The 24,690-nt window shown below is 72.5% G+C and carries 16 protein-coding genes; 9 read left to right on the forward strand and 7 right to left on the reverse strand.

The window, feature by feature from the left end; translation table 11 throughout:
- Positions 1-593 precede the first annotated feature (593 nt).
- The 7 genes from ACLWS4_RS15800 to pyk all read left to right on the forward strand — a co-directional run bounded on the left by ACLWS4_RS15800 (position 594) and on the right by pyk (position 13,708).
- Positions 594-2,549, forward strand: coding sequence for an alpha-1,4-glucan--maltose-1-phosphate maltosyltransferase (locus tag ACLWS4_RS15800; RefSeq protein ID WP_416874446.1), 1,956 nt, complete (start codon positions 594-596; stop codon positions 2,547-2,549).
- Positions 2,546-4,270 carry a maltose alpha-D-glucosyltransferase gene (gene treS / locus ACLWS4_RS15805; RefSeq protein WP_074001467.1) on the forward strand — a complete coding sequence of 575 codons (1,725 nt, stop codon included), beginning with the start codon at positions 2,546-2,548 and terminating at the stop codon, positions 4,268-4,270. The genes ACLWS4_RS15800 and treS overlap by 4 nt, the downstream gene beginning before the upstream one ends.
- 252 nt (positions 4,271-4,522) lie before the next feature.
- Complete coding sequence (locus ACLWS4_RS15810; protein WP_380740405.1) at positions 4,523-6,013, forward strand: maltokinase N-terminal cap-like domain-containing protein; 1,491 nt, start codon at positions 4,523-4,525, stop codon at positions 6,011-6,013.
- 155 nt (positions 6,014-6,168) lie between these two features.
- Entirely contained in the window at positions 6,169-8,598 is a 2,430-nt protein-coding gene (glgB, locus tag ACLWS4_RS15815) for a 1,4-alpha-glucan branching protein GlgB (RefSeq protein ID WP_380779956.1), read from the forward strand.
- A 184-nt stretch (positions 8,599-8,782) separates the two neighbouring features.
- Complete coding sequence (gene pta / locus ACLWS4_RS15820) at positions 8,783-10,966, forward strand: phosphate acetyltransferase (protein ID WP_416874411.1); 2,184 nt, start codon at positions 8,783-8,785, stop codon at positions 10,964-10,966.
- Complete coding sequence (locus tag ACLWS4_RS15825) at positions 10,963-12,186, forward strand: acetate kinase (protein WP_074001464.1); 1,224 nt, start codon at positions 10,963-10,965, stop codon at positions 12,184-12,186. Before pta ends, ACLWS4_RS15825 begins: the two co-directional genes overlap by 4 nt.
- 94 nt (positions 12,187-12,280) lie before the next feature.
- Positions 12,281-13,708, forward strand: a complete 1,428-nt coding sequence (gene pyk / locus ACLWS4_RS15830; RefSeq protein WP_049656903.1) for a pyruvate kinase — start codon at positions 12,281-12,283, stop codon at positions 13,706-13,708.
- A 74-nt stretch (positions 13,709-13,782) separates the two neighbouring features.
- Here pyk and ACLWS4_RS15835 read toward each other — a convergent pair whose 3' ends face one another.
- The 4 genes from ACLWS4_RS15835 to ACLWS4_RS15850 all read right to left on the reverse strand — a co-directional run bounded on the left by ACLWS4_RS15835 (position 13,783) and on the right by ACLWS4_RS15850 (position 18,368).
- The gene (locus ACLWS4_RS15835) at positions 13,783-15,174 is read right to left on the reverse strand and encodes a hypothetical protein (protein WP_416874412.1); all 1,392 of its coding nucleotides are present in this window, start codon (positions 15,172-15,174) and stop codon (positions 13,783-13,785) included.
- Complete coding sequence (locus tag ACLWS4_RS15840) at positions 15,171-15,839, reverse strand: DUF6114 domain-containing protein (RefSeq protein ID WP_416874413.1); 669 nt, start codon at positions 15,837-15,839, stop codon at positions 15,171-15,173. Before ACLWS4_RS15840 ends, ACLWS4_RS15835 begins: the two co-directional genes overlap by 4 nt.
- Before the next feature lie 132 nt (positions 15,840-15,971).
- Positions 15,972-16,634 carry a DUF6230 family protein gene (locus tag ACLWS4_RS15845; RefSeq protein ID WP_049651461.1) on the reverse strand — a complete coding sequence of 221 codons (663 nt, stop codon included), beginning with the start codon at positions 16,632-16,634 and terminating at the stop codon, positions 15,972-15,974.
- Between the two features lie 732 nt (positions 16,635-17,366).
- Positions 17,367-18,368: a tetratricopeptide repeat protein gene (locus ACLWS4_RS15850; protein ID WP_049651460.1), complete on the reverse strand. Its 1,002-nt coding sequence runs from the start codon at positions 18,366-18,368 to the stop codon at positions 17,367-17,369.
- 365 nt (positions 18,369-18,733) lie between these two features.
- Here ACLWS4_RS15850 and ACLWS4_RS15855 point away from each other — a divergent pair, with 365 nt between their 5' ends.
- Positions 18,734-19,399, forward strand: a complete 666-nt coding sequence (locus ACLWS4_RS15855) for a TetR/AcrR family transcriptional regulator (protein ID WP_079271888.1) — start codon at positions 18,734-18,736, stop codon at positions 19,397-19,399.
- Between the two features lie 73 nt (positions 19,400-19,472).
- Here the strand turns inward: ACLWS4_RS15855 and ACLWS4_RS15860 are convergent, their stop codons facing one another.
- The 3 genes from ACLWS4_RS15860 to ACLWS4_RS15870 all read right to left on the reverse strand — a co-directional run bounded on the left by ACLWS4_RS15860 (position 19,473) and on the right by ACLWS4_RS15870 (position 22,385).
- Complete coding sequence (locus ACLWS4_RS15860) at positions 19,473-21,158, reverse strand: acyl-CoA mutase large subunit family protein (RefSeq protein WP_049651459.1); 1,686 nt, start codon at positions 21,156-21,158, stop codon at positions 19,473-19,475.
- 272 nt (positions 21,159-21,430) lie between these two features.
- Positions 21,431-21,772, reverse strand: a complete 342-nt coding sequence (locus tag ACLWS4_RS15865; protein ID WP_049651458.1) for a DUF3817 domain-containing protein — start codon at positions 21,770-21,772, stop codon at positions 21,431-21,433.
- A gap of 76 nt (positions 21,773-21,848) precedes the next feature.
- Positions 21,849-22,385, reverse strand: a complete 537-nt coding sequence (locus ACLWS4_RS15870; protein ID WP_049651457.1) for a MarR family winged helix-turn-helix transcriptional regulator — start codon at positions 22,383-22,385, stop codon at positions 21,849-21,851.
- Positions 22,386-22,882: 497 nt separating this feature from the next.
- On the opposite strand from ACLWS4_RS15870, the gene ACLWS4_RS15875 reads away from it, so the two are divergent.
- On the forward strand, positions 22,883-24,514 hold the full coding sequence (locus ACLWS4_RS15875; protein ID WP_049651456.1) for a M4 family metallopeptidase: 1,632 nt from the start codon (positions 22,883-22,885) through the stop codon (positions 24,512-24,514).
- Positions 24,515-24,690: the final 176 nt, after the last annotated feature.

The raw sequence follows: 24,690 nt of genomic DNA on the forward strand, positions 1-24,690 counted from the left end.
GGAGGCGTGCGCCGGGACGCACACGGGCTCCGGGGCGTCCCACCGCCGGCTCGGCGGGCGCCGGGCAGGTTGCCGGGAACAGCGGCGCGGGCAGGCTTCCGGTCGCACGTCCTCCCCACCCAGCAGTCCTCCGGTACTCCCCCGGCCCATACCCAGGCCCGCGGGGAGCTGCCGCCGATCTCGGGCAGGAGCTTGGCATGCACGGCGACACGCGGGACCAGTCCACACCGGTGGCCGAAGGCCTCGACGCAGCGGTCGCGGAATCCGCCGGACGGATGGATTCTGACACTCGGACAGATCCGGCGATGCCGGCGCCGAGGGCCTCCGGGGCGGTCCGTGCCGGATCCTCCGAATCCGAAGCCCCCTCGACGGCCCGGCACCCCGCGGCCGAGGAGGACCGGGCGGCGGCACCCCGCAGGCGCACCACCACCACGCGCCGCACCACCGCCACCACCCCGAAGACCGCAGCTCCGAAGGCCGCCACCGCGGAGGCCGCCGGGTCCGCCTCCGCGAAGGCCCCGGCCGCCGGGGCAGCCGCCCGGAAGGCCCCCGCTCGCAAGCCCTCCGCCCGCAAGACGACAGAGAGCGACACCGTGATCGGCCGCATCCCCGTCCTGGACGTCAGTCCCCTCGTCGACGCCGGCCGCCGCCCGGCCAAGGCCGTCGTCGGCGAGACCTTCCTGGTCACCGCGACCGTCTTCCGCGAGGGCCACGACGCCGTCAACGCCAACGTGGTGCTGCGCGACCCGCGCGGCCGCAGCGGCCCGTGGACGCCGATGCGCGAACTGGCCGAGGGCACCGACCGCTGGGGCGCGCACGTCACCCCGACCGCGCCCGGCCGCTGGTCGTACCTGGTGGAGGCGTGGAGCGACCCGGTCGCCACCTGGCGCCGGACCGCCTCGGTGAAGCTGCCCGCCGGGATCGACACCGCGCTGGTCCTGGAGGAGGGCGCCCGGCTGCTGGAGCAGGCCGCGGCCGGGGTGCCCAAGAAGGAGGGCCGCGCCGACGTGCTGGCCGCCGCCGACGCGCTGCGCGACCAGACCCTGCCGCCGCTGTCCCGGCTGGCCGCCGCGCTCGCCCCCGAGGTGCTCGACGCGCTGGGCCGCCACCCGCTGCGCGAGCTGCTCAGCGCCTCCCGCCCGATGCCGCTCCAGGTCGACCGCGAGCGCGCGCTGTTCGGCTCCTGGTACGAGTTCTTCCCCCGGTCGGAGGGCGCCGTGGTGGACCCGGCCGGCGTCGAGCCGCCGCGCCCGGGCAACCTGCGCAGCGCCGCCGAACGCCTGCCGGCCGTCGCCGCGATGGGCTTCGACGTGGTCTACCTGCCGCCGGTCCACCCGATCGGCCGAGCCTTCCGCAAGGGCCCGGACAACACCCTGACGGCCGGCCCGCACGACGTCGGCTCGCCCTGGGCGATCGGCTCCCCCGAGGGCGGCCACGACGCCGTCCACCCGGACCTCGGCACCATCGAGGACTTCGACCACTTCGTCGCCGAGGCCAAGGCGCTGCACCTGGAGGTGGCGCTGGACTTCGCGCTCCAGTGCTCCCCCGACCACCCCTGGGTGAACAAGCATCCGGAATGGTTCAGCCACCGCACGGACGGCACCATCGCGTACGCCGAGAATCCGCCGAAGAAGTACCAGGACATCTATCCGGTCAACTTCGACCAGGACATGGACGGAATCGTCAAGGAAACCATCCGGATCCTCCGGTTCTGGATGTCGCACGGCGTCCGGATCTTCCGGGTCGACAACCCGCACACCAAACCGGTGGTGTTCTGGGAGAAGGTGCTCGCCGACGTCGCCCGGACCGACCCCGACGTGGTGTTCCTGGCGGAGGCCTTCACCCGCCCCGCGATGATGCACACCCTGGCGAAGATCGGTTTCCACCAGTCGTACACGTACTTCACCTGGCGCACCACCAAACCGGAACTCACCGACTACCTCACCGAACTCAGCGGTGACGCCGCCGCCTACATGCGGCCCAACTTCTTCGCCAACACGCCGGACATCCTGCACGAGTACCTCCAGCACGGCGGCCGGGCCGCCTTCGCGGTCCGCGCGGTGCTCGCCGCCACCCTCTCCCCCAGCTACGGCGTCTACGCCGGCTTCGAGCTGTACGAGAACGAGCCGGCCCACCCGGGCTCCGAGGAGTACCTCCACTCGGAGAAGTACGAACTGCGCCCGCGCGACTGGAGCCGCACCGACACCCTGGCCCCGCTGCTGACCGTGCTGAACCGGCTGCGCCGCCGCCACCCCGCCCTCCAGCAGCTGCGCGACCTGCGCTTCCACCCCACCGACAACGACCAGGTGCTCGCCTACTCCAAGACCGCGACCACCCCCGAGGGGCTCACCGACCAGGTCGTCACCGTGGTGAACCTCGACCCGCACCACGTCCAGGAGGCCACCGTCACGCTCGACGGCGACGGCCCGTACGCGGTGCACGACGAGCTCACCGGCGCCGTCTACACCTGGGGCCGGCACAACTACGTCCGGCTCGATCCCTCAGCCGAGCCGGCTCACCTCCTCACGGTTCGGAGGAACCCAGCGTGACAGTGAACGAGCCCGTCCCCGACACCTTCCCCGAGACCTCGAAGAAGAAGCTCGACCCGCAGTGGTTCAAGCGTGCGGTCTTCTACGAGGTGCTGGTGCGGTCCTTCCAGGACAGCAACGGCGACGGTGTCGGGGACCTCAAGGGGCTCACGGCCAAGCTCGACTACCTCCAGTGGCTCGGGATCGACTGCCTCTGGCTCCCCCCGTTCTTCGCCTCGCCGCTGCGCGACGGCGGGTACGACGTCTCCGACTACACCTCGGTGCTGCCGGAGTTCGGCGACCTCGCCGACTTCATGGAGTTCGTCGACGCCGCGCACGCCCGCGGCATGCGCATCGTGATCGACTTCGTCATGAACCACACCAGCGACCAGCACCCGTGGTTCCAGGCCTCCCGCTCCGACCCGGACGGGCCCTACGGCGACTTCTACATGTGGGCCGACGACGACAAGCAGTACCCGGACGCCCGGATCATCTTCGTCGACACCGAGACCTCCAACTGGACCTACGACCCGGTCCGCAAGCAGTACTTCTGGCACCGCTTCTTCTCGCACCAGCCGGACCTCAACTACGACAACCCCCGGGTCCAGGACGAGATGATCGCCGGGCTGCGGTTCTGGCTCGACCTCGGCATCGACGGCTTCCGGCTGGACGCGGTGCCGTACCTGTTCGCCCGCGAGGGCACCAACTGCGAGAACCTCCCGGAGACCCACGAGTTCCTCCAGCGGGTCCGCAAGGAGATCGACGCCAACTACCCGGACACCGTGCTGCTCGCCGAGGCCAACCAGTGGCCGGAGGACGTCGTCGACTACTTCGGCGACTTCGCCTCCGGCGGCGACGAGTGCCACATGGCGTTCCACTTCCCGGTGATGCCCCGGATCTTCATGGCGGTGCGCCGGGAGTCCCGCTACCCGGTGTCCGAGATCCTCGCCAAGACCCCGCAGATCCCCGGCGGCTGCCAGTGGGGCATCTTCCTGCGCAACCACGACGAGCTGACCCTGGAGATGGTCACCGACGAGGAGCGCGACTACATGTACGCGGAGTACGCCAAGGACCCGCGGATGCGCGCCAACGTGGGCATCCGCCGCCGGCTCGCCCCGCTGCTGGAGAACGACCGCAACCAGATCGAGCTGTTCACCGCGCTGCTGCTCTCCCTGCCCGGCTCGCCGGTCCTCTACTACGGGGACGAGATCGGCATGGGCGACAACATCTGGCTCGGCGACCGGGACGGCGTGCGCACCCCGATGCAGTGGACCCCGGACCGCAACGCGGGTTTCTCCTCCGCCGACCCGGGCAGGCTCAGTCTGCCGCCCATCATGGACCCGGTGTACGGCTATCAGGTGACCAACGTCGAGGCGCAGCAGAGCAGTTCGAGCTCCCTGCTGCACTGGACGCGTCGCATGATCGAGATCCGCAAGCTCAATCCGGCGTTCGGCCTCGGCAGCTACGCCGAACTGCCCTCCAGCAACCCCGCCGTGCTGGCCTTCGTGCGCGAGTACGAGGGGGACCTGGTCATGTGCGTGAACAACTTCTCGCGGTTCGCGCAGCCGACCGAGCTGGACCTGCGGCAGTACGGCGGGCGGTACCCGGTCGAGCTGATCGGCGGGGTGCGCTTCCCGTCGATCGGCGAGTGGCCCTACCTGCTCACCCTGGCCGGGCACGGCTTCTACTGGTTCCAGCTCCGGCAGCCCCCGCGCCTGAGCGGGACCAGGCGATCGAAGTAACGATCCGCCGCACGTGGCACAGCAGCCGTGAACAGCACCACCAGACCCTCCGGGGGCGCGAGTTGAACCCCCGCGCCCCCGGAGTTCTCTGCACCACCGCGTACGGAGAACAGCCCAACGGCCACCCACACGAAGGCGTGACACCCGAGCCGTGCTCGCGTGCCGCGACCGCCGCGCCGCCGCAATCCGGAAGACTGACGGACCCGGCCACGACCCGTCGGGCAGTCCGCGTGCTTCCGGGGAAAGGGAGCCATGTCCGAAACCTCCCGTTCTCAAGCCCACCTCCAGGACGACGCCCCCACCGGTCCCGCCACCCCCGCGGGCACCCGGGGCGCCGGGGCCCGGAGAACCGCCCTGGGCGTCAGCGAACTCGTCCAGGCGGCCCTGCCACTGATCGCCTCATGGCTGCCCACCCAGCGCTGGTACGCCGGCAAGGGAAGGCCCATCACCGGCCTCACCCCGGTCGTCGGCACCCCGCTGCAGGTCGGCGACCCGGCCCTGCTGCACCTCCTGCTGCGGGTCGAGCACGCCACCACGGCCGGCGCCCCGCACGGCGACATCTACCAGCTGCTGCTCGGCATCCGCTCCGGCGGGCTCGGGGACATCGGGCCCGGCGCCGTGCTCGGCCGACTCAGCCAGGGCCCGTACGACGGCGCGACCCTCTACGACGCGGTGCACGACCCCGAACTCACCGGACGGCTGCTCGAACACCTGGCCACCGGGGACCGCTTCGGCGCGCTCTCCTTCCGCCGCACCCCCGGCTCCGGACTGCCCGCCAACCTCCCCGGCCGCGCCTCCACCGCCGAGCAGTCCAACAGCTCGGTCATCTACGGCACCTCGTACATCCTCAAGCTGTTCCGCCGCATCCACCCCGGCACCAACCCCGACCTCGAACTGTCGCTCGCGCTCTCCCGGGCCGGCTCCACCCGCATCCCCCGGGTCGCCGCCTGGTTCGAGAGCCGGATGGAACGCGCCGAACCCGCCACCCTCGGACTGCTGCAGCGCTACCTGCCGGACGCCGAGGACGGCTGGGAACTCGCCCTCGACCAGGTCGGCCGGCTCAAGGGGGACCGCTCCCCCGGCAACTTCGCCATCGAGGCGCACCGGCTCGGCCGGGCCACCGCCGAGGTGCACCGGGTCCTCGCCCGCTCGATGCCCGTCGCCCGGCTCGACCGCGCCCAGACCGGACGGCTGGCCGGCGCCATGGCCGACCGGCTGGACAGCGCCGTCGCCGCCGTCCCCGGCCTGCTGCGCTTCCGGGCCGCCCTGCGCACCGCCTTCCAGCAGCTCGCCGACGCCCACCCGGACGGCCTGCCGGTCCAGCGCATCCACGGCGACCTCCACCTCGGACAGGCCATGCGCACCCCGCACGGCTGGGTGCTGCTGGACTTCGAGGGCGAGCCCGCCAAGTCCGTCAACGAGCGCCGCGAACCGCAGCCCGCCCTGCGCGACGTCGCCGCGATGCTGCGCTCCTTCGACTACGCGGCCGCCCACCTGCTGGCCGGCGGCCCCGTCGACCCGGAACTGGCCCACCTGGCCGCCGCCTGGGCCCAGCGCAACCGCACCGCCTACGGCGCCGGCTACACCGCCGGCGGCGGCGCCGACCCGGCCGCCTCACCGGAGCTGATGCGGGCGCTGGAGATCGACAAGGCGGTCTACGAGGTGGTGTACGAGGCCCGGCACCGGCCGAGCTGGCTGCCGATCCCGCTGGCCGCGATCAACCGGCTCGCCCTGTCCGTCTGACCGGCCCTTCCCGTACCCACGCCTTTTCCGCGCCGCCCGATTCCCGCACCGCCCGTCTCCGCACCACGCGTCTCCCGTCCCACCCGTTTCCTGTCCCGACCGTTTCCTGTCCCGCCCGCAGGAGTTCGCCCACCCCGCCGCAGGAGGACCCCGCCGTGACGCCGATCGACCCGACCGGCCGCCCCACCCGCCCCGTACCGGCCACCTTCCTGGCCGGACCGCTCCCCGCCGAAGGCCACACCGGCCACGAGCACGGGGCGCACCGGGCGGCCGAGGAGGAGGGGGGCGCCGGCACCGGCTCGGAGCCCCCGGCCACCCTCCCGTCCCCGGCCGACCCACTCGCGGCCCCGCAGCCCCGGGGGGCCGAGCGCCCGGCCCCCACCGGGGCGCTGCGGCTGCCCGAGGCGCCGCTGCCGCCGGCCGAGGTCGACCGGCTGGTGGGCGGGCAGCACCACGACCCGCACGCGCTGCTCGGCGCGCACCCGGTGCACGGCGGCACGGCGATCCGGGTGCTGCGCCCGTTCGCCGAGCGGGTGGTCGTCGAGACCGCCCACGGCCCGGCCGAACTCACCCACCAGCAGAGCGGGTTGTTCACCGGCCTGGTGGCCGGCGGCGAACCGCCGGAGTACACCCTGCTGGTGACGTACCCCGACGGCGAGCCGCTGCGCCAGCACGACGGCTACCGCACCCCGCCCACCCTCGGCGAACTCGACCTGCACCTGATCTCCGAGGGCCGGCACGAGCAGCTGTGGCGGGCGCTCGGCTCGCACGTGCGCACCGTCGACGGGGTGGCCGGCACCGCCTTCGCGGTCTGGGCGCCGAACGCCGTCGGGGTCCGGCTGATCGGCGGCTTCAACCACTGGAACGGCACCGGGCACCCGATGCGCTCGCTCGGCTCGTCCGGGATCTGGGAGCTGTTCGTCCCCGGCCTGGCCGAGGGCGCCACCTACAAGTACGAGGTGCACACCCGGCAGGGCTGGGTGCTGGACAAGGCCGACCCGCTGGCCCGGGCCGCCCAGTGCCCGCCCGGCACCGCCTCGGTGGTCACCTCCTCCGACTACGCCTGGCAGGACGGCGAGTGGATGGCCCGCCGGGCCCGCGCCGCGCACCACCGGGCCCCGATGTCGGTGTACGAGCTGCACCTGCCCTCCTGGCGGCCGGACCTCACCACCTACCGCGCCATCGCCGAGGAACTGCCGCGCTACCTCCAGGAGTTGAACTTCACCCACGTGGAGCTCATGCCGGTGATGGAGCACCCCTTCGGCGGCTCCTGGGGCTACCAGGTGTCCGGCTACTACGCCCCCACCGCCCGGCTCGGCGGCCCCGACGACTTCCGGTACCTGGTGGACACCCTGCACCGGCACGGCATCGGCGTGATCGTCGACTGGGTGCCCGCGCACTTCCCCAAGGACGACTTCGCGCTCGCCCGCTTCGACGGCGAGCCGCTGTACGAGCCCGCCGACCCGCTGCGCGCCGAGCACCCCGACTGGGGGACGCTGGAGTTCGACTACGGCCGCAAGGAGGTGCGCAACTTCCTCGTCGCCAACGCGGTGTACTGGTGCGAGGAGTTCCACGTCGACGGCCTGCGGGTGGACGCCGTCGCCTCGATGCTCTACCTCGACTACTCCCGCGAGGGCGGCGACTGGACCCCCAACCGGTTCGGCGGCCGGGAGAACCTCGACGCCGCCTCCTTCCTCCAGGAGATGAACGCCACCGTCTACCGGCGCTGCCCGGGCGCGGTGACCATCGCCGAGGAGTCCACCGCCTGGGACGGGGTCACCCGCCCCACCGACGCCGGCGGCCTCGGCTTCGGGCTGAAGTGGAACATGGGCTGGATGCACGACTCGCTGGTCTACATGTCCAAGGAGCCGGTGCACCGCAAGTACCACCACAACGAGATCACCTTCTCGATGGTGTACGCCTACTCCGAGAACTACGTCCTGCCGATCTCGCACGACGAGGTGGTGCACGGCAAGCGGGCGCTGGTCTCCAAGATGCCCGGCGACTGGTGGCAGCAGCGCGCCAACCACCGCGCCTACCTCGGCTTCATGTGGTCCCACCCGGGCAAGCAGCTGCTGTTCATGGGGCAGGAGTTCGCCCAGGGCGCGGAGTGGGACCACGAGCAGGGCCCGCAGTGGTGGGTGCTCGACGAGCGGTGGCCGGCCCACGAGGAGCACCTCGGGGTGCGCCGGCTGGTCCGCGACCTCAACCGGCGCTACCTCGACACCCCGGCGCTGTGGGAGCTGGACACCGTCCCGGAGGGCTTCCGCTGGCTCGACGGCGGCGCCGCCGAGGACAACCTGCTCTCCTTCGTCCGGTACGCGGCCGACGGCTCGCCGCTGGTCGCGGTCTGCAACTTCTCGCCGGTCGTCCGGCACGGCCACCGGGTCGGCCTGCCCCGGCTGGCGGGCCGCGACCAGCTGTGGGAGGAGGCGCTGAACACCGACGCCGAGGAGTACGGCGGCAGCGGCGTCGGCAACTCCCACCCGGTCAAGGCCGAGCCGGTGGAGTGGGACGGCCAGCCCCGGTCCGCCGAACTGGTCCTCCCCCCGCTCTCCACCGTCTGGCTCCGCCCCGCGCGCTGAGCGCTGAGCGCCGGGCGCCTCCGGTGCCCCGGACGCCCCGGGTGCCCGCCCCGTCGGCGGGCGCCCGGGGCGGGACCTCCGCCCCTTGCCCGAACCCCGTCGCTCTGCTCGCGGACACCCGTTCGGGGTGCGAAGGTATGGTCGATATGACCACTTTCCGAGACGACGGGACGGAGACAACCACGTGGCGCGCAGCGTGTACGTGACCGGCATCGACCGGGGGGACGGCCGCCAGGCGGTCGAACTCGGGGTCATGGAACTGCTCACCCGCCAGGTGGACCGGGTCGGGGTGTTCCGCCCGCTGGTGCACGCCGCCCCCGGGCAGCCGGGCTCCGACCACGTGGTCGAGCTGCTGCGCGGCCGCTACCGGCTCGACCTGCCCAGCAGCGAGCTGTACGGCCTCGGCTACGAGGAGGCCGCCGCCCTCCAGGCCGCCCACGGGCAGGACGAACTGGTCTCCGCCCTGGTCGACCGCTTCCACGCGCTGGAGCGGCGCTGCCAGGCCGTCCTGGTGCTCGGCACCGACTTCGCCGACACCAGCATCCCGGACGAACTCGCCTTCAACGCCCGCCTGGCCAACGAGTTCGGCGCCGCCGTGCTGCCGGTGGTCGGCGGGCACGGCGAGGACCCCGAGACGGTGGTCGCCGAGCTGCTGGGCGCCCACCGCGCCTACACCGACCTCGGCTGCCAGACCCTGGCGATGATCGCCAACCGGGTCGCCCCCGGCGCCAAGCAGCGCATCCAGCGCACCCTCACCGAGAAGCTGCCCGTCCCCGCCTACGTCATCCCGGAGGAGCCGGCCCTGGCCGCGCCCACCGTCGCCCAGCTGGTCGAGGCGACCGGCGCCGAGGTGCTGCTCGGGGACGCCGCCGGCCTCGCCCGGGACGTACGCGGCTACGTCTTCGGCGGCGCCATGCTGCCCACCTTCCTGGACGCGCTGACCGAGGGCGCCCTGGTGGTCACCCCCGGGGACCGCGCCGACCTGGTGATCGGCTCGCTGGCCGCGCACGCCGCCGGCGCCCCGCCGATCGCCGGCGTGCTGCTGACGCTCGGCCAGCACCCCGGCCCCAACGTGATGGCACTGGCCGCCCGGCTCGCCCCCGGCACCCCGGTCGCGGTCGTCCCCGAGGGCAGCTGGCCCACCGCCGCCCACCTGACCCACCTGGAGGGCAAGCTCACCTCGGCCAGCCCCCGGAAGGCCGAGATCGCCCTCGGCCTGTTCGAACTGCACGTCGACACCGCCGAGTTGACCAACCTGATCGAGGTCGGCCGGTCCGAGCGGGTCACCCCGATGATGTTCGAGCACGAGCTGCTGGAGCGCGCCCGGGGCGCCCGCCGGCACGTCGTCCTGCCGGAGGGCACCGAGGAGCGGGTGCTGCGCGCCGCCGAGATCCTGCTGCGCCGCAACATCTGCGACCTCACCCTGCTCGGCGAGGCGGACGCCGTCCGCCGCAAGGCGTCGAGCCTGAGCATCGACCTCCCCGCAGAAGACCCGGCCGCCGACCGCGCCCAGGTGCGGATCGTCGACCCGGCCACCAGCCCGCTGCGCCGCCAGTTCGCCGAGCTGTACGCGAAGCTGCGCGCCCACAAGGGGATGACCGTCGAACTGGCCCTGGACGTGGTCACCGATGTCTCGTACTTCGGCACCCTGATGGTCCAGGAGGGCATCGCGGACGGCATGGTCTCCGGCGCGGCGCACTCCACCGCCGCCACCATCCGGCCCGCCTTCGAGGTGATCAAGACCTCGCCGGGCGCCTCGATCGTCTCCTCGGTCTTCTTCATGTGCCTGGCCGACCGGGTGCTGGTGTACGGCGACTGCGCGGTCAACCCCGACCCGGACGCCCAGCAGCTGGCCGACATCGCCATCCAGTCGGCCGCCACCGCCGCCCAGTTCGGGGTGGAGCCGCGGGTCGCGATGCTCTCGTACTCGACCGGCACCTCCGGCTCCGGCGCGGACGTCGACAAGGTCCGCAAGGCCACCGAGCTGGTCCGCGAGCTGCGGCCGGACATCCTGGTCGAGGGCCCGATCCAGTACGACGCGGCGGTGGACGCCCGGGTCGCGGCCACCAAGCTGCCGGGCTCCCCGGTGGCCGGGCGGGCCACCGTGCTGATCTTCCCGGACCTCAACACCGGCAACAACACCTACAAGGCGGTCCAGCGCTCGGCCGGGGCCGTCGCGGTCGGCCCGGTGCTCCAGGGGCTGCGCAAGCCCGTCAACGACCTCTCCCGCGGGGCGCTGGTGCAGGACATCGTCAACACCGTCGCGATCACCGCCATCCAGTCCCAGGACGACGCCTCCCAGGACCACGCCTCCCAGGACCGCACCTCCCAGGACCTCGCGTCGGACAGCAAGGAGCTCCCCGCATGAGCAAGGGCACCCGCGTCCTCGTCCTGAACGCCGGCTCCTCGTCGGTGAAGTACCAGCTGATCGACATGCTGGACGGGGCCAGGCTGGCCGCCGGACTGGTCGAGCGGATCGGCGAGGCCGGCGGGCGGCTGGTGCACACCCCGCGCACCGGCGGGCCGCGCGAGACCGTCCAGGCCTTCCCGGACCACGCCGCCGCGCTCAAGGCCGTCGCCGAGGAGCTGTCCGCCGACGGCGTCGGGCTGGACTCCCCCGAGCTGGCCGCGATCGGCCACCGGGTGGTGCACGGCGGCCTGCGGTTCACCGAGCCGACCGTGATCACCGACGACGTGCTCAAGGAGATCCGCCGGCTGATCCCGGTCGCCCCGCTGCACAACCCGGCCAACATCACCGGCATCGAGGTCGCCCGGGCCCTGCGCCCCGACCTCCCCCAGGTGGCCGTCTTCGACACCGCCTTCCACGCCTCGATGCCCGAGTACTCGGCCCGGTACGCGATCGACAAGGACGTCGCCGACCGGCACCGGGTGCGCCGCTACGGCTTCCACGGCACCTCGCACCAGTACGTCTCGCGGGCCACCGCCCGGCTGCTCGGCAAGGACCCGGCCGAGGTCAACGTGATCGTGCTGCACCTGGGCAACGGCGCCTCCGCCTCGGCCGTCGCCGGCGGCCGCTGCGTGGACACCTCGATGGGCCTGACCCCGCTGGAGGGCCTGGTCATGGGCACCCGGTCGGGCGACATCGACGCCGGCGTGGTGTTCCACCTGCACCGGGTCGGCGGGCTGTCCGTGGACGAGATCGACGACCTGCTCAACCGCCGCAGCGGCCTGCGCGGGCTGTGCGGCGAGAACGACATGCGCGAGATCATGCGCCGGGCCGACGAGGGGGACGCGGACGCGAAGCTCGCGTTCGACTCGTACGTCCACCGGCTGCGCAAGTACATCGGCGGCTACTACGCGGTGCTCGGCCGGGTGGACGCGATCGCGTTCACCGCCGGGGTCGGGGAGAACGCGGCGCCGGTGCGCGCGGCGGCCACCGCGGGACTGGAGGAACTGGGCATCGCCGTCGACCCGGAACTGAACTCGGTGCGGTCCGGCGAGGCCCGGATCGTCTCGCCCGAGTACGCCCGGGTGGCGGTCGCCGTGGTGCCCACCGACGAGGAGCTGGAGATCGCCCGACAGACCTTCGCGCTGGTGCACCGGGAACGCCGGGAGTCCGAGGACTGACACGGATCCGTCTCACTCCTCGGAAGCTTTCGTCGGCGATTCCTCCCGGTGCGTGCCGAATGCACCTATAACACGAACGGATAGACTGATCCATATGCGCCGAGCGAAAATTGTCTGCACCCTGGGTCCGGCGACGGACTCCTACGAACAGCTGAAGGCCATCGTCGAGGCGGGCATGAACGTCGCCCGACTGAACATGAGCCACGGCAACCACGCGGACCACGAGGAGCGGTACCGCAAGGTCCGCCAGGTCTCGGAGGACACCGGCAAGGCCATCGGCGTCCTGGCCGACCTCCAGGGTCCGAAGATCCGTCTGGCGACCTTCGCCAACGGCCCGGTGACCGTCGACAACGGCGACGAGTTCACCATCACCACCGAGGACGTCCCCGGTGACCAGCACATCTGCGGCACCACCTACAAGGGCCTGCCCGGCGACGTGAAGGCCGGCGACCCGATCCTGATCAACGACGGCGTCATCGCCCTGGAGGTCGTCAGCGTCGACGGCCCGCGGGTGAAGACCGTGGTGATCGAGGGCGGCGTGCTCTCGAACAACAAGGGCATCAACCTGCCCGGCGCGGCCGTGAACGTGCCCGCCCTGTCCGAGAAGGACAAGGACGACCTGCGCTTCGCGCTGCGCCTGGGCGTCGACATGATCGCCCTGTCCTTCGTCCGCAACGCGGACGACATCAAGGACGTCCACGAGGTCATGGACGAGGTCGGCATCCGCGTGCCGGTCATCGCCAAGATCGAGAAGCCGCAGGCCGTCGAGGCCATGGAGGAGATCGTCCTCGCCTTCGACGCCATCATGGTCGCCCGCGGCGACCTGGCCGTCGAGTACCCGCTGGAGCGGGTGCCGCTGGTCCAGAAGCAGCTGATCACCCTGGCCCGCCGCAACGCCAAGCCGGTCATCGTCGCCACCCAGATGATGGAGTCGATGATCCACGCCTCGCGCCCGACCCGCGCCGAGGTCTCCGACGTCGCCAACGCCATCCTGGACGGCGCCGACGCGGTCATGCTGTCCGCCGAGTCGAGCGTCGGCAAGTACCCCGTCGAGACCGTCCGCACCATGGCCCGGATCTGCGAGACGGCCGAGGGCGAGCTGCTCGCCCAGGGCCTCCAGCCGCTCAACCCGGGCCGCAAGCCGCGCACCCAGGGCGGCTCCGTCGCCCGCGCCGCGTGCGAGCTGGGCGACTTCCTGGACGGCAAGGCGCTGGTCGCCTTCACCAAGTCCGGCGACACCGCCCGCCGGCTGTCCCGCTACCGCTCGCCGATCCCGGTGATCGCCTTCACCCCGGACAGCGCCACCCGCAACCAGCTCTCGCTGAGCTGGGGCGTCGAGGCGTACGTCACGGAGCAGGTGGCCACCACCGACGCGATGGTCGCGCAGGTCGACCGGGAGCTGCTGAAGCTCGGCCGGCTCGGCGAGGGCGACACCGTCATCGTCACCGCCGGTGTCCCGGTCGGCGTCCCCGGCACCACCAACATGGTGCAGGTGCACCACCTGGGCACCCGGGGCGAGTGAGCACCCGTCAGGCCTGAACGCCCGTGGGGCGGTCCTCCTTCCGGAGGGCCGCCCCACGGTCCTTGTGGCGTCCGCTACTTGTCGCTGTAGGGGGCGTCGTCGTTGAACAGGCGCATCCCGGGGATGCGCAGGGTGCCGCCGAACTGGCCGGCCTGCTTGGCGGTGACGCCGGTCAGCTCCAGGTCCAGCGGGATCGGGATGGAGCCGATCAGGTCGTACAGCCAGCGCGGCAGGGTGTCCGGGGTGAGGGTGATCTCGCCCAGGTCGATCGGGATCGGCAGGCCGAGCACCTTGGAGAGGTGGCCGGACAGCCGCTCCACGTACATGGTGACCGGGCCCTTGCGCATCGTCGAGGTGGAACCCGGGGCGCCCTGGACGTGGAAGGTGACGCCGTTGCCCTCCAGGGTCGACATGTCGAGGTTGTCGATGTCCACGCTGTCGACCACGAACTTCAGGACGCGCTTGCTGCCGGTCACGGTCTTCACGTCGTAGACGCCGTGGAAGGCCGCGCCGTGCAGGGCGAGCCGGCTGGTCTTCAGGGTCCAGTTCTGCTCCGGGACGACGTGCCCGGGGGCGGGCGCGCCGGCGGTCAGGCCCCGGGCGTCCACATCGCAGTCGGGGTTCTCGGTCGGCGTGCCGGACGGGCTGCCGGAGGCGCCCGCGGAGGGCGTCGCCGAGGCGTCCGCGGACGGGGTCGCGGAGGGCTTCGGCTTGCCGCTCGCCCTGCCGCTCGGCGTGGCGGTGGGCGAGGGCTCGTCGGCGGCGGGCTGGGTCGCGGGCGGCGCGGCCTGCGGGGCGGCGGCCGGGGCCTGCACCGGGGCGTCCGGGTGCGGGGCCTCGGTGTGCGGGGCGGGGGCGGCCGGAGCGGCCGGGCCGGCGGGCGCCGCGGGGGTGGTGGTCGGGGCGCCGCCCGGGGTCGGGCTCGGCGAGCCGTTCGGGGTGAGCAGCCGGTTGACGCCGTCGACGAGGCCGTCGATCAGCCCCGCCCGGGCCGCCGGGCCGGTGGTGGTGGGCGTCGCGGCGGCCGACGGCTTGACCGGCGAGGTCGGCTGCTGGGCCGGGCCGGTGGTCGGTGCGGGGGTCGGCACCGAGCCCGGGTCCGTCGAGGGGCCGGCGGTGGGCGCGGTGCCCGGCGCGGTGCTCGGCGCGGTGCTCGGCGCGGTGCTCGGCGCCGTGGACGGGCCCGGCGGCGGCTCGGGCAGCTCGCTCTTGGGCACCGGCGTCTCGACCGGCGCGACGTCCGGCACGGCGGCCGGCGCGGTGCCGCAGGGCTTGCCCGCCGCCGACTCGGCGACCGCCGGGTTGGGCGTGTAGGCGGCGGCCATCAGCAGCGCGGTCGGCACCGCGGCCAGCGCCAGTGCCCGGCCCCTCAGCCGGACCCGTACGGGCGTGCGCGGGGCCGCGTGCCGGCCGGAGCGCTGCGCGGGAACGGTCGTACCGTCGGCTTGCTCGGCCGGCCCGGTCACCGCGCCTCCTCCTGGTCCACGGCGCCGGCCCGCTTCCGGTCCGCGGCGGCGGCCTGCTTCGGGACGGCGGCCGCGGGTTCGGCGGCCTGCGGCCCGCCCTGGGCGGGCAGTTCGGCGGTGGGCGCCTCGACGGCGCCGTCGGTGGCCGGCTCGGTGGCGACGCTCCGCGCCACGGCGTTCCCGGCCGCCGCGTCCCCGGCGCCGCCCTTGGCCCGGCCCCAGCGTCCGCGCCCGGCCGCCTTCGCGGCCTTGGGCTCCGGCAGCGGCGCCCAGGAGACCATCAGCCCACCGCCGATCAGGCCCGGCAGCAGGGCCAGTCCGAAGCCCCCCAGGTTGGAGACCGGGAGGGAGACCAGCGTCAGCAGCGTGGTGGCGATGCCGGCGAAGACCCGTACGGCCGGCTGGAACCAGGCGGTCAGCCCGAGCACGATCAGCAGCACGCCGATGATCAGTGACCCGGCACCCGCCGTGGTGGCCATGGCCACCGTCATGCCGCCCAACGAGAGCTTGGCGTACGGGAAGTACATGATCGGGACGCCGGCGATCATGGCCAGCAGACCGCCGTAGTACGGCCGCGTCCGACGGAACGTACGGAACACCCGGCGCAGCCACTGGGCGGGGTTCTCGTGCTCGGCGGGCCGGTAGGAGGCAAGGGCGCTGGACACGGTGCAGCTCCTCGATGGTGTGAACGAGGGATGGAGGAGACACGGGATCCGGGGACGGCGCACGCACCGTCCCCGGTCCCGCGGGTGCCGTCGGGGCGGGCGGGCCGGGCCCGGCCCGCCGCCGTCAACGGCCTAGTAGCACTCGCCGGAACCGTCGGTGTGCAGCGCGAGCTTCAGGCCCGGGAGCTTGAAGGTGCCGGCCGAGGTGGCCCAGGCGGTCTGCTGCACGTTGTACAGGTCGGCCTTCTCGGCGGCCTGGGCGAAGCCGGTCTGCCCGGACGGCAGGCCGCCGAGCTTGGACTTCCAGCCCTGGGTGGCCTCGCCCTTGAGGGTCGACGCCTCCTGGCCGATGTTGATGTTGGAGAACTCGGCGTCGGCGTTCAGCTGGTCGAGGTCGATCAGCAGGTTCTTGGCGTAGACCTGCTTCTTGACGTCTTCGCTGTTGCCGGCCTCCAGACGCAGGATGATCTTGGGCAGCTTCCACGGCAGGCCGGGGATGACGTTGGGGTCGGTCACCACCGACTGGCAGAGGCCCTTGATGGTGGCCTCGTCGAAGGCCGAGACGGCGACCGGGTGCGGCGTGCCGTTCGACTCCGCGTCGATCGAGCCGAACTGGGCGAAGTTCCTGCCGTGCAGCTCCGGCGTGGTGACCTTGAAGCTCTGGCCGGAGACGCTGAACGAAGCCGCCAGCGCGTTGTTGGCGATCGAGACGCCCACCGCGGCGGTGGCCGCGATGCTCGGCACCATCACCAGGGCGAAGCGCTTCCAGCGGGTCTTGCCGTAGGTCTGGGACATGCGAGTCCTCCTTCTAGGACGTACATCTCCGGCTCCCCGGCGGCGCGTCCCGCACCGGTGGGGACCTGGGATGGGAGAGAGCTACGTCCTCGGTAGCGGAGAGCGCCTTGGGCGTCGTCGGACGCGGGAGCGGCCCGCGTGCAGCGGACCTCCCGTCCAAGCACCGGCCGTCCTTGCGGGGCGGCGGGCAGGACCGACGACATCGGCGATCACCCCCGAGCGACAACCAGCGACCGCGCAGGGCCGCGCGGCCGGTCGAAGGACAGGAACCGCCGTGGGACCGCGGATACCCCCCTGCCCTCCCTCCCGCCGGCCGGGGCCGACGGACCGCCCGGTGGGGATCCCGCGCTCCGCGTGGCCGACCGGGGTCGGGGTGTGGAGCCCGGGACCGGGCGTGGCCGATCGTGCTTGAATCCCGGGCGAAGCACAAGAGGTTCCTTACTGACGGGTAATGCAACATCAGGTGGCGTTGATCATGGAATCGACCCGGGCCGCACCCTGCGTGACGTCTTGAAGGAAACGTGACGGCGAAATCTGCCGGAAACGCAAGCGAAACACCCGTGGGTGGTCACACAAGGTGACCACCCACGGGTGAAATCAAGATTTGGTAAACCTCTGTTCAGTTGACCGGATTGTCGCCAAATCACCAGCGACACCGCAGGTCATCCGCCGTGCCAGGCAGCGGACCTGATCCGGACCCAGAACCGGCCCGGGAGCCGGCCCGGAGCGGGCTCAGAACAGCACGCGCGCCAGCGCCGTACGGGCCGCGACGACCCGCGGGTCCTCCGGGCCGATCACCTCGAACAGCTCCAGCAGGCGCAGCCGGGCGGTGTCCCGGTCCTCGCCGGCCGTCCGCCCGACGGTGGCCACCAGGCGCCCGAAGGCGTCCTCGACGTGACCGCCGACCAGGTCCAGGTCGGCCGCCTTGAGCTGGATCCCGACGTCCTTCGGGTCGGCGGCGGCCGCCGACCGGACGGCCTGGAGGTCCAGACCCTCGATCCGCTTCAGCAGCTCGGCCTGGGCCAGGCCCAGCTTGGCCTCGGTGTTGCCCGGCTGCTCGGCCAGCACGTTCCGGTAGGCCTGGATGGCACCGCCCAGGTCACCGGCGTCCAGCGCGTCGTGCGCGGCGGACAGCGCCGGGTCCTCGGGGCGCTGCGGGGCGGCGGCCGGGGCCTCGCCCGGGGCGGCCGCACCACCGGCCAGGCCGGCCACGCCGAAGCGCTGCTCGGCGACCAGGATCAGCTGGTCCAGGATCTGACGGATGTTGGCCGCGCTCTCCGCGCCCTGGAACAGCGGCACCAGCTGGCCGGCCACCACGGCCATCACGGCCGGGATGCCCTGGATGCCGAACTGCTGGGAGAGCAGCGGGTTGGCGTCGACGTCGATCTTGGCGAGCACGAAGCGGCCGGCGTACTCCTCGGCCAGGCCCTCCAGGACCGGGCTCAGCTGCTTGCAGGGCCCGCACCACTCGGCCCAGAAGTCGATGACGACCGGCACCTCGGTGGAGCGCTGGACGACCTCGGTCTCGAAGGTGTCCTCGGTGACGTCGATGACGAGCTGGTGGGCGGTCTGGGCGGGGGCGGCTCCGTCCGCATCGGCGGCGGACGCCTGACGAGCCCGCTCGGCCCGGGCCTGCTCGGCCTTCTGGGCGGCTTCGCCGGCCGCCTTCACTGCGGCGAGGTCGACCGCACCGCGCAGGGCGGAGCTGTTGAGACGCGAATTCCGTGGCTGCATGGCACCATCCTCCCCCGTCCGCGCTGCTCGCGGGCACCAACCTCCGGAAAGTCGCCCCGCGCGGACCGCGCGGTGCGGGTTCCCGGGCGCCGTGCCCCTCCCCCGGTAGCCTGGACCGTTCGGCGCGGATCCCCACCCGCGCCCGCGCCGCTCCCGTCCCACGGGACGCGGCGCCTGGTTGTCACTGCTTTCGCTACGAGTCGTAGCGTAACTGGAGCCGGTGGCCCGGCCGCAAGCCCCTCCGGTGGTTCGGGGACGTGACCTGCCCCACTTTCCCGGGGTGCCCCGCTGCCCGAACGGACGAACAGTCGCTACCGTTACCAGCCCCACCCAAGTTACTTACCAGTAGAGCGCAAGGAGGCCCGGTGCCGGCCGCCCAGCCCCCAGCGAGCCCGCAGGGCACGCACCAGGACTGCCCGGCGCCCGCGGGCACCGCCCGGGCCAAGGGCCGCCCGCGCAGCGCCGCCGCCGACCGCGCCATCCTCGACGCCACCCGCGAGACCCTGGCCGAACTCGGCTGGGGCGGACTGACCATGGGCCACGTGGCGAGCCGGGCCGGGGTCGCCAAGACCACCCTCTACCGCCGCTGGCCGTCCAAGAACGAGCTCGTGGTGGACGCCGTCGCCACCCTCTTCGACGAGCTGGTGATGCCCGACCTCGGCAGCCTGCGGGCCGACATCGAGGCCGTGGTGGCCCAGTTCGCCGACCTGCTGGCCCGCCCGGAGACCCAGGCCGCGCTGCTCGCGCTGTTCGCCGAGGGCACCCGCGACCGGCAGCTGCGGCGGCGGATCCGCGAGGCCATCGTGGACCCGCAGAAGCGGCTGGTCCGCCAGGGCCGGGCGGCCGCCCAGGCCCGCGGCGAGCTGGAGGCAGACACCGACGACACCTCGGCCCGCGAGGAGGTCGACATCATCTTCGACACCATCGCGGGCACCGTCGAACACCGCGTCCTGGTCAGCGGCGAGCCGATCACCCCGGAGTGGACCCGCCGCTTCACCGACCTGCTGCTCGGACCGATGCTCGCGGGCTGAGAGCACCCCGGCCGGAGACACGGCAAAGCCGCCGTACGGGATCCCGTACGGCGGCTCCGCGTCGGCCGCGGCCTCAGAACATCGCGTTCTCCTGGTACGTGCCCCACTCCTCGCGCAGCGCGTTGCAGATCTCGCCCAGCGTCGCCTCGGCGCGCACCGCGTCCAGCATCGGCGGGATCATCGACTCGCCCGAGCGCGCCGCCGCCAGCATGGCGTCCAGCCCGGCCCGGACGGCCGCGTCGTCCCGGGCCGCCTTGCGCTCCCGCAGCACCCGGACCTGCTCGCGTTCGACCTCGTGGCTGACCCGCAGGATCTCCAGCTCCGGGGTGACGCTGCGCGGGTGGCAGTTGACGCCGACCACGCGCTTGTCGCCCTTCTCCACCGACTGCTGGTACTGGAAGGCCGCCTCGGCGATCTCCCCGGTGAACCAGCCCTCCTCGATGCCGCGCAGGATGCCGGAGGTGATCGGGCCGATCTCGTGGTCCTCGCGGCCCTTGTCCAGGATCCGCTGGAAGATCGCCTCGGCCTGCTGCTCGATCCGGTCGGTCAGCGCCTCGACGTACCAGGAACCGCCCAGCGGGTCGGCGACGTTGGCGACGCCGGTCTCCTCCATCAGCACCTGCTGGGTGCGCAGGGCGATCTCGGCGGCCTGCTCGGAGGGCAGCGCCAGGGTCTCGTCCAGGGCGTTGGTGTGCAGCGAGTTGGTGCCGCCGAGCACCGCGGCCAGCGCCTCGACGGCGGTGCGGACCACGTTGTTGTACGGCTGCTGCGCGGTCAGCGAGACGCCGGCGGTCTGGGTGTGGAACCGCAGCCACTGCGCCTTGTCGGTCTTGGCGCCGAAGCGCTCGCGCATCCAGCGGGCCCAGATCCGGCGCGCGGCGCGGAACTTGGCGATCTCCTCGAAGAAGTCCAGGTGCGCGTCGAAGAAGAAGGACAGGCCGGGCGCGAAGACGTCCACGTCCAGGCCGCGGGAGAGGCCCAGCTCGACGTAGCCGAAGCCGTCCGCGAGGGTGTACGCCAGCTCCTGCGCGGCCGTGGCCCCGGCCTCGCGGATGTGGTACCCGGAGACCGACAGCGGCTTGTACGCGGGGATGCCCTCGGCGCAGTAGGCCATCAGGTCGCCGATCAGGCGCAGGTGCGGCTCGGGGGCGAAGAGCCACTCCTTCTGCGCGATGTACTCCTTGAAGATGTCCGTCTGGAGGGTGCCGTTGAGCACCGCCGGGTCCACGCCCTGGCGCTCGGCGGCCACCAGGTACATGCAGAAGACCGGCACGGCCGGGCCGCTGATCGTCATCGAGGTGGTGACCCCGCCGAGCGGGATGCCGTCGAACAGCACCTCCATGTCGGCGGCCGAGTCGATGGCCACACCGCAGTGGCCGACCTCGCCGAGCGACTTCGGGTCGTCCGAGTCGTAGCCCATCAGGGTCGGCATGTCGAAGGCGACCGAGAGGCCGCCGCCGCCCGCGTCCAGGATCATCCGGTAGCGCTCGTTGGTCTGCTGGGCGTTGCCGAAGCCGGCGAACTGGCGGATGGTCCAGGTGCGGCCCCGGTAGCCGGTCGGGTGCAGACCGCGGGTGTACGGGTACTCGCCCGGCCAGCCGATCCGCTCGAAGCCCTCGTAGGCCTGCCCGGCGGGCGGGCCGTACACCGGCTCGACCTCGTCGCCGGAGAGGGTGGTGAAGTCCGCGTCGCGCTTGCGGGCCTTGTCGTACCGCTGCTGCCAGCGCTGCCGGCCCCGCTCGATCTCCTCGGCGTCCATGATCCCGAACTCCGCTCCGTACGGCCGCCGCGGCGACGGGGCGGCACAGCTAGTAGGACGTCCTAACAATTTACTCGGACGTCCTAGTACTTGTCGATGGACAACCCGCCCGCACGGCCCGCGATCCCCCGAAAGGGACCCGGGATCCGGCCCGGGGGCTCCGGGAACCGCCCGAACGGGGCCCGGGAACGCCGGAGCGCCCCTCCCCCGGTCGGGGAAGGGGCGCTCTCGCGAAACCTGGGAGTCGGAGCCCGGGAGTCGGAGCCCGCTGCTCAGACGCCGGCCGGCTGGCGGGCGCCGCCGCCCGCCGGGAGCTGCTCGGCGGCCTCGCGGGCCACCTTGCGCTCGAAGACGAAGGAGAGGAACGGGATGCAGCCCGCCGCCAGGGTGAGCACCAGTCGGCCCATCGGCCACTTCAGCTTCTGCCCGAGCATGAAGGTCACCACGAAGTACCCGATGTAGAGGTAGCCGTGCAGCATCGCGACGTACGTGGTCACGTCCTTGGCCGCGTCGAAGCCGTACTTCGCGACCATGAAGCCGCAGAACACCAGCAGCGCCGTACCGGTCGCAATGGCCAGGGCCCGGTACCAGCCCAGCAGGGGGGTCGCCTTCATGATCTTCCTCGCCTCGCTCGGCACGGTCCGCCGGTACGCCCGGATCCGCGCACCGCTCACACGAGGGTAGCCGCCTTCACGCCCGGCCCTTCGCAGCCCCCTCGGACGGCTCGGCGAAGTCGCCGGCCGCGATCCGCAGCGGCCTGAGCAGTTCGAACACCTGGTGGCACTGCTCGGCGTCGTACTCCTCCAGCCCGAACTCCATCGCCATCAGCTCCCGGGTCGCCTCCTCGACCACCTCGCGACCGCGCCCGGTGATCGCGGCCAGCACGCCGCGGCCGTCCAGCGGGTTGGGGCGGCGGGCGACCAGGCCGGCCCGCTCCAGGCGGTCGACGGTGTTGGTGACGCTGGTCGGGTGGACCATGAGCCGCTCGCCGATCTTGGAGAGCGAGAGCTCGCCGGTCCGGCTGAAGGTCAGCAGCACCAGGGCCTCGTAGCGGGCGAAGGTCAGCCCGTACGGCTTGAGCACCGCGTCCACCCGGGAGAGCAGGATCTGGTGGGCGCGCATGACCGAGGTGATCGCCGCCATCGAGGGGACCCCGCCCCAACGGCGGGTCCACAGCTCGTCGGCGCGGGCGATCGGGTCGAAGTCGAGAGCGAGGGGCTTGGCCACCTCCTTACCGTACCGGCGGACGGGACGTGTGCTACCAGGCGTCCTGATGGTGGACAAGCGCAACACGTGGCGGGAACCCGCCAATCGGACGGCCAGGTCCATACCAGGACATTGCGCCGGTGTGAACGCGCGGCAACGGGCCACCGGCGCACCGGGGTTGGCCCCGGAGCGGCCCGGCGCCGCGCCACCAGGCTTCGGTTCGGACGGTAACCCGCTGCAAACCAGGACGATTTGCCCCCTTTGTCCATCCGTTCACATTCCTCCGCCGTGGCGGGACTTGGCCAATTCATGAGCAAGACCTGTCATTTGATTTGCTCGATTGTCATGCTTTCGATCAACCCCGTTCGGCAGCCACCACCCCCACCCACCGGTGGCGAAGCCGCTCAGTCCGCACGGGGCCCGCACGTCAGCGCCCGTTCCGCCCCTCAGGTGCCGTCCCCGGCCCCCGGAACGCCGCGCGACCGCGCCCGCTCGCGGTTTTCCGGAAGGACTCGTTCGTGAAGCGAAAGCTCGCCGCAGTCGCCGTACTCTCCGCCACCGCCCTGCTCACCGGTGTCGTCCAGGTGAGCACCGCAGCCGTCGCGGACCCCGCCCCGCAGTCCCAGGGCGCGAAGCAGCGCGCCGACCTGATCGCCCTGGCCAACGGCCAGGCCGGCAAGGTCGCGCACGCCCTGGCCCTGGGCGGCCAGGAGCAACTGGTGGCCAAGGACGCCGTGGTGGACGCCGACGGCACCCGCCACCTGCGCTACGAGCGCACCTTCGCCGGCCTCCCCGTCCTGGGCGGCGACCTGGTGGTGCACCAGAAGGCCGACGGCTCGACCACCTCGGTGGACAAGGCCACCGGCGCCACCATCGCCCTGCCGAGCCTCACCCCGCAGATCCCCGCCGACAAGGCCGCCGACCAGGCGACCGGCGCCGTGCAGTCCACCGTGGGCATCGCCGCCGACAAGGACGAGTCCCCGCTGACCGCCGTGCACCAGACCGGCAAGGCCGAGCTGGTCGTGTGGGCCACCGACGGCAGCCCGCGCCTGGCGTACCGCACCACGGTCGAGGGCGAGCGCGCCGACGGCACCCCGAGCCGCCAGCTGCTGGTTACCGACGCGGCGAGCGGCGAGGTGCTCTCCAGCCACGAGCAGGTGCGGACCGCCGCCGGCACCGGCAAGGGCGTCTTCGTCGGCTCCGTCCCGCTGACCACCACCCAGAGCGGTTCGAGCTACCAGCTCAAGGACGCGACCCGCGGCGGCCAGGCCACGTACACCCTGAAGGGCAAGACCTCCGGCTCGGGCACCCTGGTCGCCAACACGACCAACAGCTTCGGCAACGGCCTGTCCTCCAACAGCGAGTCCGCCGCCGTGGACGCCCAGTACGGCGCGGCGGTCACCTGGGACTTCTACAAGAACACCTTCGGCCGCAACGGCATCAAGAACAACGGCGTCGGCGCCACCAGCCGGGTCCACTACGGTTCCAACTACGTGAACGCGTTCTGGGACGACTCCTGCTTCTGCATGACGTACGGCGACGGCAGCGGCAACACCCACCCGCTCACCGAACTCGACGTGGCCGGCCACGAGATGAGCCACGGCGTCACCTCCGCCACCGCCAACCTCAACTACTCGGGCGAGTCCGGCGGCCTGAACGAGGCCACCTCGGACATCTTCGGCACGATGGTCGAGTTCTACGCCAACCTGCCCTCCGACAAGCCGGACTACCTGATCGGCGAGTTGATCAACATCAACGGGGACGGCACCCCGCTGCGCTACATGGACAAGCCGTCCAAGGACGGCGCCTCGGCCGACTACTGGTCCTCCACCGTCGGCAACAAGGACGTCCACTACTCCTCCGGCGTCGCCAACCACTTCTTCTACCTGCTCGCCGAGGGCAGCGGCGCCAAGACCATCAACGGCGTCAGCTACAACAGCCCGACCTCCAACGGCTCCACGCTCGCGGGCATCGGCCGGGACAAGGCCGCACAGATCTGGTACCGCGCGCTGACCACCTACTTCACCTCCACCACCAACTACGCGGGCGCCCGCACCGGCACCCTGAAGGCCGCCGCCGACCTGTACGGCGCCTCCAGCGCCGAGTACAGCGCCGTCGCCGCGACCTGGGCCGCCGTCAACGTCAACTGACGTACCGCACAGGCGCGTCGGACGCCCGGGGCCTCCGGCAGGAGGTCCCGGGCGTCCGCTGTTCCGGGCGGCCCCGGACCGTCGAGACCGTCCGGGGCCGCCCGAGCCGCCCGGGGCTGTCAAGGCCGTCCGGCTGGCGGAGTCCCGCCAGGGGGACGAACCGCCGAAACCGGGCA

The sequence above is a fragment of the Kitasatospora sp. SC0581 genome (assembly GCF_048159585.1).
GTDB lineage: Bacteria > Actinomycetota > Actinomycetes > Streptomycetales > Streptomycetaceae > Kitasatospora.